At 41.9% G+C, this 14,440-nt stretch carries 10 protein-coding genes; 2 read left to right on the top strand and 8 right to left on the bottom strand.

Annotated elements, in window-relative coordinates; translation table 11 throughout:
- Positions 1 to 34: 34 nt before the first annotated feature.
- The 3 genes from G5S32_RS12530 to G5S32_RS12540 form a co-directional block, all read right to left on the bottom strand.
- Positions 35 to 2,305 (bottom strand): penicillin acylase family protein, encoded by a 2,271-nt coding sequence (locus G5S32_RS12530; RefSeq protein WP_165312313.1) that lies wholly within the window; start codon positions 2,303 to 2,305, stop codon positions 35 to 37.
- A gap of 335 nt (positions 2,306 to 2,640) precedes the next feature.
- A complete protein-coding gene (gene glmS / locus G5S32_RS12535; RefSeq protein ID WP_165312314.1) occupies positions 2,641 to 4,473 on the bottom strand; it encodes a glutamine--fructose-6-phosphate transaminase (isomerizing) in 1,833 nt (610 codons plus the stop codon).
- An 81-nt stretch (positions 4,474 to 4,554) separates the two neighbouring features.
- Entirely contained in the window at positions 4,555 to 5,316 is a 762-nt protein-coding gene (locus tag G5S32_RS12540; protein WP_165312315.1) for a DeoR/GlpR family DNA-binding transcription regulator, read from the bottom strand.
- A gap of 427 nt (positions 5,317 to 5,743) precedes the next feature.
- Here G5S32_RS12540 and pykF point away from each other — a divergent pair, with 427 nt between their 5' ends.
- Entirely contained in the window at positions 5,744 to 7,156 is a 1,413-nt protein-coding gene (gene pykF, locus G5S32_RS12545) for a pyruvate kinase PykF (protein ID WP_165312316.1), read from the top strand.
- Between the two features lie 415 nt (positions 7,157 to 7,571).
- Here the strand turns inward: pykF and G5S32_RS12550 are convergent, their stop codons facing one another.
- From G5S32_RS12550 to G5S32_RS12560, 3 genes are all read right to left on the bottom strand, one after another.
- Complete coding sequence (locus tag G5S32_RS12550; RefSeq protein ID WP_165312317.1) at positions 7,572 to 9,449, bottom strand: diguanylate cyclase; 1,878 nt, start codon at positions 9,447 to 9,449, stop codon at positions 7,572 to 7,574.
- 154 nt (positions 9,450 to 9,603) lie between these two features.
- The gene (locus G5S32_RS12555) at positions 9,604 to 10,299 is read right to left on the bottom strand and encodes an oxidative stress defense protein (protein ID WP_165312318.1); all 696 of its coding nucleotides are present in this window, start codon (positions 10,297 to 10,299) and stop codon (positions 9,604 to 9,606) included.
- 110 nt (positions 10,300 to 10,409) lie between these two features.
- Entirely contained in the window at positions 10,410 to 11,306 is an 897-nt protein-coding gene (locus tag G5S32_RS12560) for a LysR family transcriptional regulator ArgP (RefSeq protein WP_165312319.1), read from the bottom strand.
- A 112-nt stretch (positions 11,307 to 11,418) separates the two neighbouring features.
- On the opposite strand from G5S32_RS12560, the gene G5S32_RS12565 reads away from it, so the two are divergent.
- Positions 11,419 to 12,051 carry a LysE/ArgO family amino acid transporter gene (locus G5S32_RS12565; RefSeq protein WP_165312320.1) on the top strand — a complete coding sequence of 211 codons (633 nt, stop codon included), beginning with the start codon at positions 11,419 to 11,421 and terminating at the stop codon, positions 12,049 to 12,051.
- 72 nt (positions 12,052 to 12,123) lie between these two features.
- Here G5S32_RS12565 and mscS read toward each other — a convergent pair whose 3' ends face one another.
- Together mscS and fbaA are read right to left on the bottom strand one after the other, a co-directional pair.
- Positions 12,124 to 12,987 (bottom strand): small-conductance mechanosensitive channel MscS, encoded by an 864-nt coding sequence (mscS, locus tag G5S32_RS12570; RefSeq protein ID WP_165312321.1) that lies wholly within the window; start codon positions 12,985 to 12,987, stop codon positions 12,124 to 12,126.
- A gap of 308 nt (positions 12,988 to 13,295) precedes the next feature.
- On the bottom strand, positions 13,296 to 14,372 hold the full coding sequence (gene fbaA / locus G5S32_RS12575; protein ID WP_165312322.1) for a class II fructose-bisphosphate aldolase: 1,077 nt from the start codon (positions 14,370 to 14,372) through the stop codon (positions 13,296 to 13,298).
- Positions 14,373 to 14,440: the final 68 nt, after the last annotated feature.

Below are 14,440 nucleotides of genomic sequence, written 5' to 3' on the forward strand. Positions count from 1 at the left end.
GGCTGTTTTGTTAAACTTCATTTGTACTCGAACATTAACTTTCCAACACTTGTCGACTGAGTGTAAGTGAATCAAGCTCTGACAATTTGAGCTGCTGAGGTAAAAAAGGAATCACACCCAACGTTTTATTCGAGAACATCTTTAATTGCCTCGTTCTCCCTTCCGAAGCAACAGCATCTCGCTGTCCGTGACTTAAAAGTCCTTCGACAACAATCTCACTATTTTCCCAGCGAGAAAGCTGAATATATGCTGTACCAAACAGAATGTAAGGAAATCCAGACTTTTCTAAAGGTGCTGGCATTTCACCATTAAGAATCCCTTCCAGATAGGAGCCGCCATGAAGTTGGATTGTTTCACCATTTTCAGTTTTGCACAGAACATCGCCCCAAGCTTTATCCAGCTCAAACTCAAATTGCTGTAATTCTGCTACGGTCTCTTCCAACGCTTGCTGGATTTGTTCAACACAATCAACAGTTAGATTTAATTGAGTACCTAACTCTGGATCTCCGCTACTTGGCACACTCAACAGATTGAGCTGTACCACTTTGTTCCAAAATAGATGGAACAATAGAGCGCCTCGGCTATCAGAGTTATTCTTCCTATCCCATTTCGCTAATACTTTACTTGCCGCTTGAATAGACAGAGATGAAGACGGTTGCAGATGAGACAGAATATCCTGCAAGAAAGTTTCTGCCGCATAATTTCGGTTATCAAACAACACTTCTAATGCATTGCTCGGTGTAATAAAAGGCGCTTGGCTTAGCTCTTTCATTCGAATTGCCGACATAGCTAATCGAGGATCATAGCTAAGCCTAGCTGCAATACTCTTCGCGATTTGATGTTCTGGTTTGTGCTGCCCAAATACTGAAGGGAAATCAGGCTGACAAACACCATATTCGGTGTACTTGTAACTATTGTTCGCGTTGTGAATGATCCCACGGGAGAACACATTAGGATAAAAAGAGGTCGGTGCCGTTAAAGGACGACGATTTTCGTCTCGAAATGAACAAACGCTTCGAGTTCCATCTAACACATTAAATGCCGCAGCATGATCACCAATATGACATGCAGCCATCTGTTCATCCGTAATCGGCGGAACATTGCCCGCCATCACATAAGCAATATCACCGTGCCTGTCAGCGACAATCAACTGACATAAAATGCCTCGATTAGACTCTATCGATTGAACAAACTCGCTTGTTGTATGCGTTTTTGCTGCCGCCAAAAACTGATCTATACCACGCGCATTGCGCTCGCCAGGGTTGGTAATTGCATACCATCCTTCAGGTTTACCCTGTCTTTGTGGCAGCTTAAACAAGAACCCCAGCTCCGAGTGAAGGAAATGATAACGACGAGTTTCAATCTCTCCGTTATCTTCTAGAACATCAATATTGATCTCTTTTATCTCGAGCGGCTTCAGCTTCCCATCCATAAGATAGGTTGGATTTAGTTCAGTTTCTTGAATATCCATGAGTTGAAGAACAAAAGAGGTTACTGTTGCCGCATCCAAAATGGACCATGACACGTCAGCATTGTAGCCTGTAAGAGGAAGCGGAAAACCTAAGAAAGAAGTACCAGCGACATCTAATTCCCCAGGGATGGTGAGATGATACTGATGCATATAGATACGCTGCTGATGTGGGGTTCTTTGCCATGCCGAGTGAGGATTGCCAAGAAGAATAGCTCCCTCACCTTCAATAACATCACCACCAAATGCCCACGCATTACTACCAAAACCACCTTCAACAATCACCTCTTCACTATGGCAAGTGTGGTGATTACTTGCCAAATCAGCTCGCCACGCTCCTGATGATGCAACCAGATAAGGACCAATTTCGATCAATTCTTTCATAATGCCAAATCGCATCGCAGAACGAATCACATCCTCTGCCTCGAAAGTGATTAACGGCTCTGCACTGTTCCTTTCGTGCCATTCTTCTTCTGTCAAAGATTGAACGAAGTGATTTAGACCATTCACATAACCAACAACATAAGCTCGTGCATCATCGCTGAGGTTTGCCAATTCTTCCTTTGCCCATTCCACTGGCATGCGTAAGCGGAACATTAAATCTGAATTCAGGTTGGTCGTTTTTAGAAAGCCAATAGTTGAGAACTGTTCAGCGCCGTAATATTTGGAACGTTCGCCGCGTAACACAATCGCCTGTGCCGATATTTCCGCCAAACGATCTCGAGCATGAACATAACCATAGCCAAAACCAAGAGATTGGTAATTGCCCGCTTCAATATGAGGAATATCGTTTTCTGTCCAACTGATTTTGACAGTATCTAAGTTTTTTTTGAGCATACATAGCGCCTGTTTTGGGACGATAGTCTTCATTTTTCAATGTGATATAAAACCTCACATTTCAAGAACATCAATCGCACTTGGTAATAATAATGATTTGCATTATTACACAGTTAACTCAAAAATAATAAAAACCTGCATCAATTTGTCTGCGAAGCTCCGCTCAGACTCCATTGGTTTGTAGGGTTCGCATGATCAATGCTCACATTCATCAATGATTTTTCTAGAGTGGTACGAGAAGGGGCATTGCACTCGCCAATATGAAAAAAGAAAATGGCAGCGACGTGAGTCAAACTGCCATTTACATATCCGGTTAGAATCAAATAATTTATTGATTACTCAACAGTAACTGCTTTTGCCAAGTTACGAGGTTGGTCAACATCAGTACCTTTAATTAATGCTACGTGGTAAGAAAGTAGCTGCATTGGCACTGTGTAGAAGATCGGTGCCGTAATTTCACTAACGTGCGGCATCGGAATAATCTTCATACTTTCATCCGCCTCGAAACCTGCTTTCTCATCGGCGAAAACATAAAGCAAACCACCACGTGCACGCACTTCTTCAACGTTTGATTTTAGCTTTTCAAGCAAGTCGTTATTTGGAGCAATAACAACTACCGGCATATCCGCATCAATTAACGCTAAAGGACCATGTTTTAGTTCACCAGCAGCATAAGCTTCGGCATGAATGTAAGAGATCTCTTTCAGCTTAAGAGCCGCTTCCATAGCAATTGGGTAGTACTCACCGCGACCAAGGAACAATGTGTGGTGCTTATCAGCAAAATCTTCTGCTAGCGCTTCAATCTGTTTATCAAATGCTAATGCACTTTCAATTTGAACTGGCAGAGCATGAATCGCTTCAACAATTTCAGCTTCTTTCACGGCATCAATACGGCCTTGCTCTTTACCAATCGCTGTCACTAACATCAGCATTGCTGCCAGTTGAGTGGTAAATGCTTTGGTTGAAGCAACACCAATTTCAGTGCCAGCACGAGTCATAAATGCAATGTCCGATTCACGAACTAGCGAAGAGCCAGATACGTTACAGATTGTCATTGCTGCCATGTAGCCCTTTTCTTTCGCAATGCGCAGCGCAGCAAGTGTATCTGCCGTTTCACCTGATTGAGAAAGAGTAATTAGCAAGCTATTTGGACGAGTCACAAAATTACGGTAACGGAACTCAGAAGCGATCTCTACGTCGCAACTAACGCCAGCGATATCTTCAAACCAGTAACGAGCAGCCATACCAGAGTTATAAGAAGTACCACATGCGATGATCTGTACGTGTTCTACTTTCTTCAGAATCTCAACCGCATTCACGCCAATGCTTTCTGTGATTACTGTGTCACGAGTGATTCGACCTTCCATAGTGCTTTTCAGCGCCATTGGCTGTTCGAAAATCTCTTTCTGCATGAAGTGACGATATTGACCTTTATCACCGGCATCGTGTTCAATGTTGGATTCAATGATTTCACGCTCAACAAGCTTGCCAGCCTGATCGTAGATAGTCACATTGCGGCGCGTAATTTCTGCCACGTCGCCTTCTTCTAGGAACATAAAACGACGAGTAACACTGAGTAGTGCAAGCTGGTCAGACGCTAGGAAGTTCTCACCAATACCTAAACCAATAACAATTGGGCTGCCAGAACGAGCAACAACGATACGGCTTGGATCTTTACGATCTAGAACTACAGTACCATATGCACCATCCAGTTGAGCTGCCGTTTTTTGTAACGCTTCCAAAAGCGTTTCAGATGTGCGTAGCTCCCATTCAACAAGGTGTGCAATCACTTCTGTATCGGTTTGAGAGACGAATACATAACCACGTTCTTGAAGTAGAGTACGAAGCTCTTCGTGGTTTTCGATAATACCGTTGTGAACCACAGCAATATCGCCAGAAACATGTGGGTGAGCATTCACTTCAGAAGGAACACCGTGTGTTGCCCAACGAGTATGAGCAATACCTGTACCGCCAGAGACTTGCTCTGAATTCACAGCATCCGCTAGCTCCTGAACCTTACCTAAACGGCGAATACGAGTTAAGTTGCTCTGTGCATCAACAACCGCTACACCCGCTGAGTCATAGCCGCGATACTCTAGACGGCGTAAACCTTCAACCAGAATTTCAGCTACATCGCGCTGCGCAACAGCGCCAACAATTCCACACATGTTATCACTCCAATATTTTCGTTATCTAATGCACTCTACGCATGCAAGCAACGCTATGGTGTAGAGGCCGATTAATTTTTATCAGGCTCGAATCACTCGAACCTGATGAGATTCTATTTTTGCAACGAGTTCGTCAGACAACCCTTTATCCGTCACCAGAACATCAATGTCGTCCCAAGGCAGTTCCAAATTCGGAATTTTTCGCCCTACTTTGTCTGATTCGACCATGACAATCACTTCTCTGGAAACTTCTGCCATAACCTTACTTAGGCCGACTAATTCATTAAATGTCGACGTTCCTCGTTCAAGGTCGATACCATCTGCACCGATAAACAACTGATCAAAATCATAGGAACGAAGAACAGATTCGGCGACTTTGCCTTGAAATGATTCGGAATGTGTATCCCATGTACCGCCAGTCATCAGCAGAGTTGGCTCGCTTTCAAGCTCATTAAGTGCATTCGCAACGTTCAATGAGTTGGTCATCACAATAAGTCCGTGCTTACTATTAAGCTGATTAATTAGTGCTGCAGTGGTACTTCCGCTATCAATAACAATACGATTATGGTCTCTAATCAGTTTTGCAGCGGCTTTTGCCAACGCTTCCTTTCGAACTGAAACTTTTGAGTTCAATTCGTCATTCACCACTTCTTTAGGCAAAGCAATAGCGCCACCATAGCGACGCAGTAACTGACCATTTTGTTCTAGTGACGCCAAATCCTTTCTAATCGTGACCTCTGATGTCTCAAATTGAACGGATAGCTCTTCAACACTGACTTCACCTAATTGATTAACTAAGTTCACAATCGTGTGTCTTCTTAATTGTGTATTACGTTTTGACATAACATTCACTAGAGCAAGTTTCGAAACGAAAGAAATTATATTCAAAACGAAACATTCATGTCTATTTATTTCGATCTAAAAAATTAATATTTCTGGCTAAAACCTTGTCCTAAGACAATTCTTAAGCAGTGATATTGGAATGATTAGATGTTAGAATTCGCACCCTAAAGAAAAAAAATTACAGAATGGTGTGTGATACTTTTGTAATTTACACCAAACATGGTGATACAGATCACACTAACGTGATAATACACCCTCACTAGGTAGTCATAAAATGACTAAACCTTTTGTAAGACTTTCAGTTTTGGAGTGAGCAGTACTCGAGAAAGAAATGTGGTAATGAAGAGATAAAATTGCCGCCATCGAGGCCATTCTTAAGCTATATATTAACTTTCAAATTGATAATATTCACCGGAGAGACTCTTCCATGAAAAAGACCAAAATCGTATGTACGATTGGCCCTAAAACTGAATCTGTAGAAAAATTAACAGAACTTGTTAATGCAGGCATGAACGTAATGCGCCTTAACTTTTCTCACGGAGACTTCGCAGAGCACGGTACTCGTATTGCTAACTTCCGTAAAGTTATGGAAAACACTGGCAAACCACTAGCGATTCTTTTGGATACTAAAGGTCCAGAAATCCGTACTATCAAACTAGAAAACGGTGATGATGTTGAACTAGTTGCTGGTCAAGAGTTCACTTTCACAACTGATACTTCAGTTATCGGTAACAAAGACAAAGTAGCGGTAACTTACGCTGGTTTCGCTAAAGACCTATCTGCAGGTAACACTATCCTTGTTGATGACGGTCTAATCGAGATGGAAGTTGTTTCTACAACTGCCACTGACGTTATCTGTAAAGTTCTAAACAACGGCGCACTAGGCGAAAACAAAGGTGTTAACCTACCTGGCGTTTCAGTAAACCTACCAGCTCTATCTGAAAAAGATAAAGGCGACCTTAAGTTTGGTTGTGAGCAAGGCGTTGACTTCGTTGCTGCATCTTTCATTCGTAAAGCTTCTGACGTTCAAGAAATCCGTGAAGTTCTAGCAGCACACGGCGGCGCAAACATCCAAATCATCTCTAAAATTGAAAACCAAGAAGGTGTGGACAATTTTGACGAGATCCTTGAGCTATCTGACGGCATCATGGTTGCACGTGGCGACCTAGGTGTTGAAATCCCAGCAGAAGAAGTTATCTTCGCTCAGAAGATGATGATCGAGAAATGTAACCGTGCACGTAAAGTTGTAATTACTGCAACTCAGATGCTTGATTCTATGATCAAAAACCCACGTCCTACTCGTGCAGAAGCGGGTGACGTTGCGAACGCAATCATGGACGGTACTGACGCAGTAATGCTTTCTGGCGAAACAGCAAAAGGTAAATACCCTGTTGAAGCGGTAACTATCATGGCGCAAATCGCTAAACGTACTGATTCAGTACTTAAAGCTGAACTAGGTTCTCGTCTAGACAGCCCACGTCTACGTATCACTGAAGCGGTATGTAAAGGCGCTGTAGACACTGCTGAGAAACTAGCTGCTCCACTTATCGTTGTTGCAACTGAAGCAGGTAAATCTGCTCGTTCAGTTCGTAAGTACTTCCCAACTGCGAACATCATCGCTGTAACAACTAATGCTAAGACTGCTGCACAGCTTGTTCTTTCTAAAGGTATCACTCCAGTAGTTGTTGATGCTTACGAAAGTACTGATGATTTCTACCGTCAAGGTAAAGAAATTGCACTTTCTTCTGGTCTAGGTAAGAAAGGCGACATCATCGTTATGGTTTCTGGTGCTCTAGTTGCTTCAGGTACTACTAACACTGCATCTGTACACGTTCTTTAATTAGAATTCCAGATACTAAAAAGCCGGAGCATCTGCTCCGGCTTTTTTATTTGATAAATTTTCTGTCGTTACTTGTAATAACTCTACCAGCCAAAAAATTCTTTATGGTGGGTGTTAAGTAATAACACCATAAGAAGAAAATAAAGCGCGCTTAATTTTATTCCTAGCACCAATAAAGAACTAATTGTCAGCCTCACTAGAAAATGATTAACCATACCCTGCCTCATGTTGCCCAGAGTGCTTGATTTCCTTTCTACTTAGTCTGGTTTGTTTTACCTTGCCAGACTCGTAAATCGCCATAAACGGGAAAACCGGATCACTACTGATGAAAAAAACAACAGTTTACTTATTGTACAGTTTAGCTCAAGTGAAATTTTAAATTAGACTTTAGTCGACTCGTAACAAAAACATGACATCAAGCAACTTCATCCGTCGTAAGACATAGAGAAACTTGATTTCGGCCAAGGGTTTTGGACTCATAGAGTGCAATATCGGCACACTTATAGGACCGCATGCTGTCTTGAGAAAGGTCTGAAATACCTGCACTTATAGTGATAGTTAGACTTTCGTCTAATTCGATTGCCAACCTCAAACGCTCAACCACCACCTTAGCTTCCAAGGTTGAAGTATGAGGCATGATCACCGCAAATTCTTCGCCACCAATACGAGCGAGAAAATCGGTAACACGGAGCTTCTCAGAAAGCACCTGTGCCACTTTGATAATCACTCTATCACCTTGGTCATGCCCCTGCTCGTCATTGACGCGCTTAAAATAATCAATATCAATTAAGCACAGGCAGGCAGAATAATCATTAGGGTAACGTTCAATCAGCTGCGTCTGTAGATTAAGCTCTCGTTCGAATTTACGGCGATTCCAAAGATGGGTTAACGAATCTTTTTCACTCAACTCTCTCAGCTTGTTTTCAAGCTCTTTACGCTCAGAGATATCGACGATAGAGGTAATGTAGTAACTCACCTTATTCGCTTCAATGATGGCTTGGATGCGCATGATCGTCGTCAGCAACTGCCCTTCAGGCGTCACACATTCAACTTCACCTTCCCAAAGATTATTCTTATCGACTTGTTCAAGCACATTAAGAATAAACTCCATACCGTTATGACTGAGCAGCGTCTTAAGAGCATTGTGCCCACGAACTTGTTTGCTCGTTAGGCCGATCATGGTTTCAAATTCACCATTAACCATGATGACTTGGTGCGACTTATCGGAAATCATCACAGCCGTCATGCCATCTAGAGCGGCTCGTGCGAGCTTACTTTCGATATTACGATGGTAGTAATGCAGTGACATAGAAACCGTTGGTAGAGCAAATACCAGCATGATCATGAAAACAAAAAAGCCTTCTTTAACCAGGTCATTGAGTTCATGGGAAGCTCTATCATTTAATTGTTGAGGCGTTAAGCGAATGACTAAATGGACATTTTGGCCGAAGAATTTATCAACAGGCTTAAATACAATGGCATTCATTTCCTCCATCACATATTGAACATCTGATGTTTTCATTGCTTCCCAAGTTTTTGGGAAGGACTTAGCGAGGTCAAAGCCATGGTCTTGATTAGTAACATCACCATAAAATGGCAGAGTCGTTGTTCCGGTGATCAAGTACCCATTATCCCCAACAATTGCCGGAGATAAATCAGTTCGGTGTACGTAATTTAACTTATTAGCCAGTATCGACATATCGACTGAGATGACTATGTAACCCTTACGTATGCCGAGAATAGAGACAGGAGTTACCACCTGTATGGCTGGTGTGTAAGGTTTGGCAAAGGTATCAATATCACTAGATAACTCTTCAGCCCACACGCCAATTTCATCCTCTGTTAGTGACTGGAGATATTGGAAAAATTCTGATCGAGATACATCTACCACGCCTTCGAGTACATTCGCTTTATGGGTGCTCGGTAGATAATTGATATTGACGGTACCACGACCTTCAGCGTCGATAAATCCAATGCTATCAAACCACTTTTGTCCATTAGCAGCAGAAGCTAATGAAAGTTGAAGTTGATTACGAGTGTTGTCACTGGGCGACTCGACGTAGCGGTACGTGCTACTACTGTGGCTTAAAAGAGAAATAGTCGAAAATATCTGATCTCTTAGATTCCGGTATTCATTTTCGCTGAATGAAAGCTGTTTAATCGCTTCATGAATAGACTGAAGATGACTATTTTCTTTTACTTGCTCGTAACGGTAGGAATAGAAAGAGACAATGCCGATTGTGATTAAAGCACAAGCCATGAGAAACGCGACAATGATTTTAGTATATCTCATAAGCAAAACTAATAATTAACCACAAAGCAAAGCGCGCATTATATCACCATTGACAGTAATCTGAATAAAAAAGTAGCGCTTAAATACCACTGCAATTATTAAAAATCGTTAAAGGCGTCGCATAATATTACAATAAATTTCAATAAGTTACATTTCAATTGAGCTTATAAACAACACTAACATTGTCACGAATAATCAACGTCGAATCTTGATAACTATTGTTTACTGCTGAATCCTCACTAAATGTTGCGGCTCGAGCCAGTACCGCCTTTCTCATGGGCGCGTTGTATTCGATTCGCCATACACCATCAAGCTTACGTCCAAAACCATCCGCTAGAGACTGCGCTTTTTGTTGAGCGTCTTTAATCGCCGCCATACGCGCTTGTTGTTGATATTTTTCTTCGTCACGAACTTTTAACTGAATATCGTCAACCTGATTGATTTTCTCTTCCAAAGCGATATCCAAATATTGATTGAGTTTTGCGAGGTCATCAACTTCGACGGATACGTTCCTAATGGCTCGGTAGCCCACCAGCTCTGGTTTTCCCGTTTTGGGATAGTGGTACTGAGGAGTTAAATAGAGATTTGAGCTAGTAATTTGAGACTCTTTGACTCCAGCCTGAGTAAGACGCTTAATAAACGAAGTGACGATGCTATCAACACTCTCTTTGGCTCGTTCCGCATTCATGGTAATTTCGACAACTTTCACCGAAAACTGAGCCATATCCGGCGTTGCAATAACTTCACCATAGCCTGATGTAGTCACATGCGGAAAATCGAATTCTTGAGCCTGAACAAGCATTGAAACTGAGCTCAATACAACTAAAGCCATTACAGAAAGTGCTTTCATTTCATTCCCCTAATTAGCAACACATGTCTAAATAAACTACTGCTAAATAATAGATGAAAAAGATTTCAGTCCCAGTATCTGTGCATGTAAATCACACAAATTTGACATGCTTACTGCGGTAAAGTTTTTATCGCATATGCAACAATAGCTTGAGAGCATTTCTTCAATCTTCCGGTCTCTAACTGCCAATGATGCCAATAGAGCTGCTGATCGATATAGCTACCCGGTGTGATATCCACAAGCAGCCCTTGTTCTAATTCATCAACAATTTGAATCTTCGGAATCATACAATAACCAAACCCGGCTAGTGCCGCTTTTACACACGCTTCAGAACTACCAACCGTATGTTTCACCTCGCTGACCATTTCACAACCCAAATGATCGTAAACAAAACGCTCGTTAACAAAGTCATGCCGATCAAATGCCACTGCGGGTGCTTTCTCAAATGCTTCAATCGTTACACCTTGAGAAAAGTATTGTTGATAAAACTGCGGAGAAGACACACAGAGATAAGGCATATCACCAAGTAAAACCGCACTACAACCAGGTAGAGTTCGAGATGACTGACTGATTGCGCCTATTACTTCTCCATTTTTGAGTTTATCAAGCGTCCGATGCTCATCATCCACAACAAGGTGAATCTCCAAATTGCTTTGTCTCATCGCATCAGCAATTGCAGGTAACAACCATGTAGCCAAACTGTCAGCATTGGTTGCGATAGAAACTGAAATAGGCTTTTCACCTATGTAATCGCTTAATTCAGGCAAGATATCTTGTTCCAACACGCACACCTGACGATATAGACCAAGCAACTTTTGTCCTGCTGGAGTGACTCTAGGGGGAGTTTCTCTCACTAATACTGGTTGAGCTAACCATTTTTCCAATTGTTTAATTCTTTGTGAAACCGCAGATTGCGACACACACAAAACATCAGCGGCTTTCTCAAAGCTTCTTTGCAAAATAATCTGGTCCAAAGCTTCAAGCCATCGGTAATCTAATCCACGCATTGTCAAATCATAAGTATCTCTAATGGTATATTAATATTATTAGTTTTATTTCTATTCATCTATACCGTATTTTTCTTTCAACCTTTTCTAACTCAGACTTGAAACAATAACGATGAATTTATGGATACTGCTACAGGGATTTAGCTTAGGTGCGACAATGATTATCCCTATCGGTGCACAAAATGCGTATGTCCTAAACCAAGGCATCAAAAGAAATCATCACCTAACTACGGCAACAATCTGTAGTTTTATGGATGTCTTTTTTATCTCTTTGGGCATTTTTGGCGGCGGTGCTCTACTTTCTCAAAACGAGACTCTGCTGACTGTGGTGACTTTAGGCGGGATTGCCTTCCTGTCATTTTACGGCTGGCTTTCACTTCAAACCGCATTACAAAGTTCAGAGACACAGGAGAGCCAGCCTCAGAAACTCGCTAGAGGGCGCAGAGCGGTTATATTAGGCGCGCTTGCAGTTACAGTACTTAACCCACACCTTTACTTAGATACGGTGGTGATTCTAGGTTCGATTGGTGGGCAGTTTGAAGGAAGTGATCGTATTGCCTTTGCTTTAGGTACTATGATGGCTTCTTTTGTTTGGTTTTATGGCTTATCCATTGGTGCAGCTAAATTAGCGCCAGTGCTATCAAAGCCTAAAACGAAGAAAACCATCGACCTAATAGTAGCAACAATGATGTTCGTGATCGCCTTTGCTTTAGCCAAAAGCCTCTATAGCCAATGGTTCAGTTGAAATAGCTCGCTTCTCGATAAGTGATATAAAAAACGGAGGCAATTGCCTCCGTTGTTAAATTCATCGTCAATATTAATCGACTTTGTTGAGATGAACATCCATTTGTGGGAATGGGATTTCAATACCGTTCGCATCCAATGCTTCTTTAATCGCTTGCATTGAATCGAAGTATACACCCCAGTACTCCTCCGTCTTACACCAAGGACGTACTACGAAGTTCACTGAAGAATCCGCTAATGCTAGAACGCCAATAGTCATGTCTGGATCTTTCAAAATGCGTGAGTCTTTTTCTAAAGTTTCACGGATAACCTGCTTGGTTTTTTTCAGATCCGATTTGTAAGAAACACCAATCACTAGATCCACACGACGAGTCGCATGACGTGAATAGTTAACGATAGAGCCACCAATGATCGCACCATTTGGCACAACCACCATTTTGTTGTCTGGTGTTTTTAGAATGGTTTGGAAAATTTGAATTGCTTCTACAGAGCCTGCCACACCAGCGACTTCAACGTAGTCACCAGATTTAAATGGACGGAATCCAACAATCAACACGCCTGCTGCAAAGTTAGAAAGTGATCCTTGTAGTGCTAAACCAATTGCTAAGCCAGCGGCACCGATAACAGCAACCACAGAAGCTGTTTCTACCCCAACTCTGCCTAACGCTGCAATTAATACGATAACGAATAGTACGTAACGCACAAGACCGTGGATAAACTCAACAACCGCCTTATCCATCTCTTTCTTTTTAAGAACTTTAGCGACACTACCTGCTACAGCTTTAACAATGATATTACCAATAATCAGGATAAGAACTGCCGAAACAATGTTTACCCCGTATTGAATTAACAAATCTGAATTACTACTAAGCCAATCACTCATTTTATTTAATCCATCAGCAATTGGAGCTTCCATATCCAACGATTCACCAGCCATACTTTCCTACCCTCTAAGACTCTTAATTTTAACAACCGACTATTTGACTCACTGAGTTCGTCTGGCATTACACATCTGCACAGCTATATCACTCATCGTGGGCTTTATGATATGACGTATAACTTTTTGCAAAGTCAGCATTTTGCAAACTACAAAACAAAAGGTTATCCCATCTAATTAGATCTGTATCAGAGTAAGCAATAAATTCACATTCTGCCAGTGCTTTGAAAGAAATAGCTTTTTCTATTTCAGAACCGAGAAACAAAAAAGCCCACTCAATGAGCGGGCTTTCTAGCAATCAATTAAGATTACAGTACGTCTACAGCGTTAAGGTCAGCGAATGCTTTCTCAAGACGAGCAACCATAGAAGCTTGACCAGCACGTAGCCATACGCGTGGATCGTAGTATTTCTTGTTCGGAGCATCTTCACCAGTTGGGTTACCAATTTGACCTTGTAGGTAATCGTGGTTTTCTGCTTCGTACTTACGAATACCATCCCAAGTTGCCCACTGTGTATCCGTATCGATGTTCATTTTGATAACACCGTAAGAGATAGACTCTTTGATTTCTGCTTCAGTAGAACCAGAACCACCGTGGAATACGAAGTTTAGAGAGTTCGCTGGAAGACCGAATTTCTCAGAAACATACGCTTGAGAATCACGTAGGATAGTTGGAGTAAGAACAACGTTACCTGGCTTGTAAACGCCGTGTACGTTACCGAAAGAAGCTGCGATAGTGAAACGGTGGCTAACTGCGTTTAGTTTCTCGTATGCGTATGCAACATCTTGTGGAGAAGTGTAAAGCTCAGAAGCGTCCATACCTGAGTTATCAACGCCATCTTCTTCACCACCAGTACAACCAAGTTCGATCTCGATTGTCATGTTCATTTTAGCCATGCGAGCTAGGTATTTAGCACATGTTTCAACGTTCTCTTCTAGAGACTCTTCTGAAAGGTCTAGCATGTGAGAAGAGAATAGAGGCTTACCAGTTTGAGCGAAGAACTCTTCACCTGCATCTAGTAGACCATCAATCCAAGGCAGTAGTTTCTTAGCAGCGTGGTCCGTGTGAAGAATTACAGGCACACCGTATGCTTCAGCAACAGCGTGTACGTATTTTGCACCAGCTACAGCACCAAGAATTTGAGTACCTTGACCTTCTAGTTTAACGCCTTTACCAGCGAAGAAAGCAGCGCCACCGTTAGAAAATTGAACGATAACAGGAGCTTTAACTTTAGCTGCCGCTTCTAGTACGCCATTCACAGAATCTGTGTTAACACAGTTAACTGCTGGAAGAGCGAAGTTGTTCTCTTTAGCTACTTGAAATACTTTTTGTACGTCATCACCAGAGATAACACCAGGTTTTACGAAATCGAAGATCTTAGACATGGATATAATCCTATTTTCTGTCGTTTTAACAAATAAAAACGGTGAGTTTAAATTCTTTCATACGTCTG

The organism is Vibrio ziniensis (genome assembly GCF_011064285.1).
Classification (GTDB): Bacteria; Pseudomonadota; Gammaproteobacteria; order Enterobacterales; family Vibrionaceae; genus Vibrio; species Vibrio ziniensis.

What these genes read in the sequence shown, in the direction of transcription:
- G5S32_RS12530 (WP_165312313.1), bottom strand. Translation starts at nt 2,305, where the DNA reads ATGCTCAAAAAAAACTTAGATACTGTCAAAATCAGTTGGACAGAAAAC.
- glmS (WP_165312314.1), bottom strand. Translation starts at nt 4,473, where the DNA reads ATGTGTGGAATTGTTGGCGCTGTTGCGCAGCGCGATGTAGCTGAAATT.
- G5S32_RS12540 (WP_165312315.1), bottom strand. Translation starts at nt 5,316, where the DNA reads ATGTCAAAACGTAATACACAATTAAGAAGACACACGATTGTGAACTTA.
- pykF (WP_165312316.1), top strand. Translation starts at nt 5,744, where the DNA reads ATGAAAAAGACCAAAATCGTATGTACGATTGGCCCTAAAACTGAATCT.
- G5S32_RS12550 (WP_165312317.1), bottom strand. Translation starts at nt 9,449, where the DNA reads ATGAGATATACTAAAATCATTGTCGCGTTTCTCATGGCTTGTGCTTTA.
- G5S32_RS12555 (WP_165312318.1), bottom strand. Translation starts at nt 10,299, where the DNA reads ATGAAAGCACTTTCTGTAATGGCTTTAGTTGTATTGAGCTCAGTTTCA.
- G5S32_RS12560 (WP_165312319.1), bottom strand. Translation starts at nt 11,306, where the DNA reads ATGCGTGGATTAGATTACCGATGGCTTGAAGCTTTGGACCAGATTATT.
- G5S32_RS12565 (WP_165312320.1), top strand. Translation starts at nt 11,419, where the DNA reads ATGAATTTATGGATACTGCTACAGGGATTTAGCTTAGGTGCGACAATG.
- mscS (WP_165312321.1), bottom strand. Translation starts at nt 12,987, where the DNA reads ATGGCTGGTGAATCGTTGGATATGGAAGCTCCAATTGCTGATGGATTA.
- fbaA (WP_165312322.1), bottom strand. Translation starts at nt 14,372, where the DNA reads ATGTCTAAGATCTTCGATTTCGTAAAACCTGGTGTTATCTCTGGTGAT.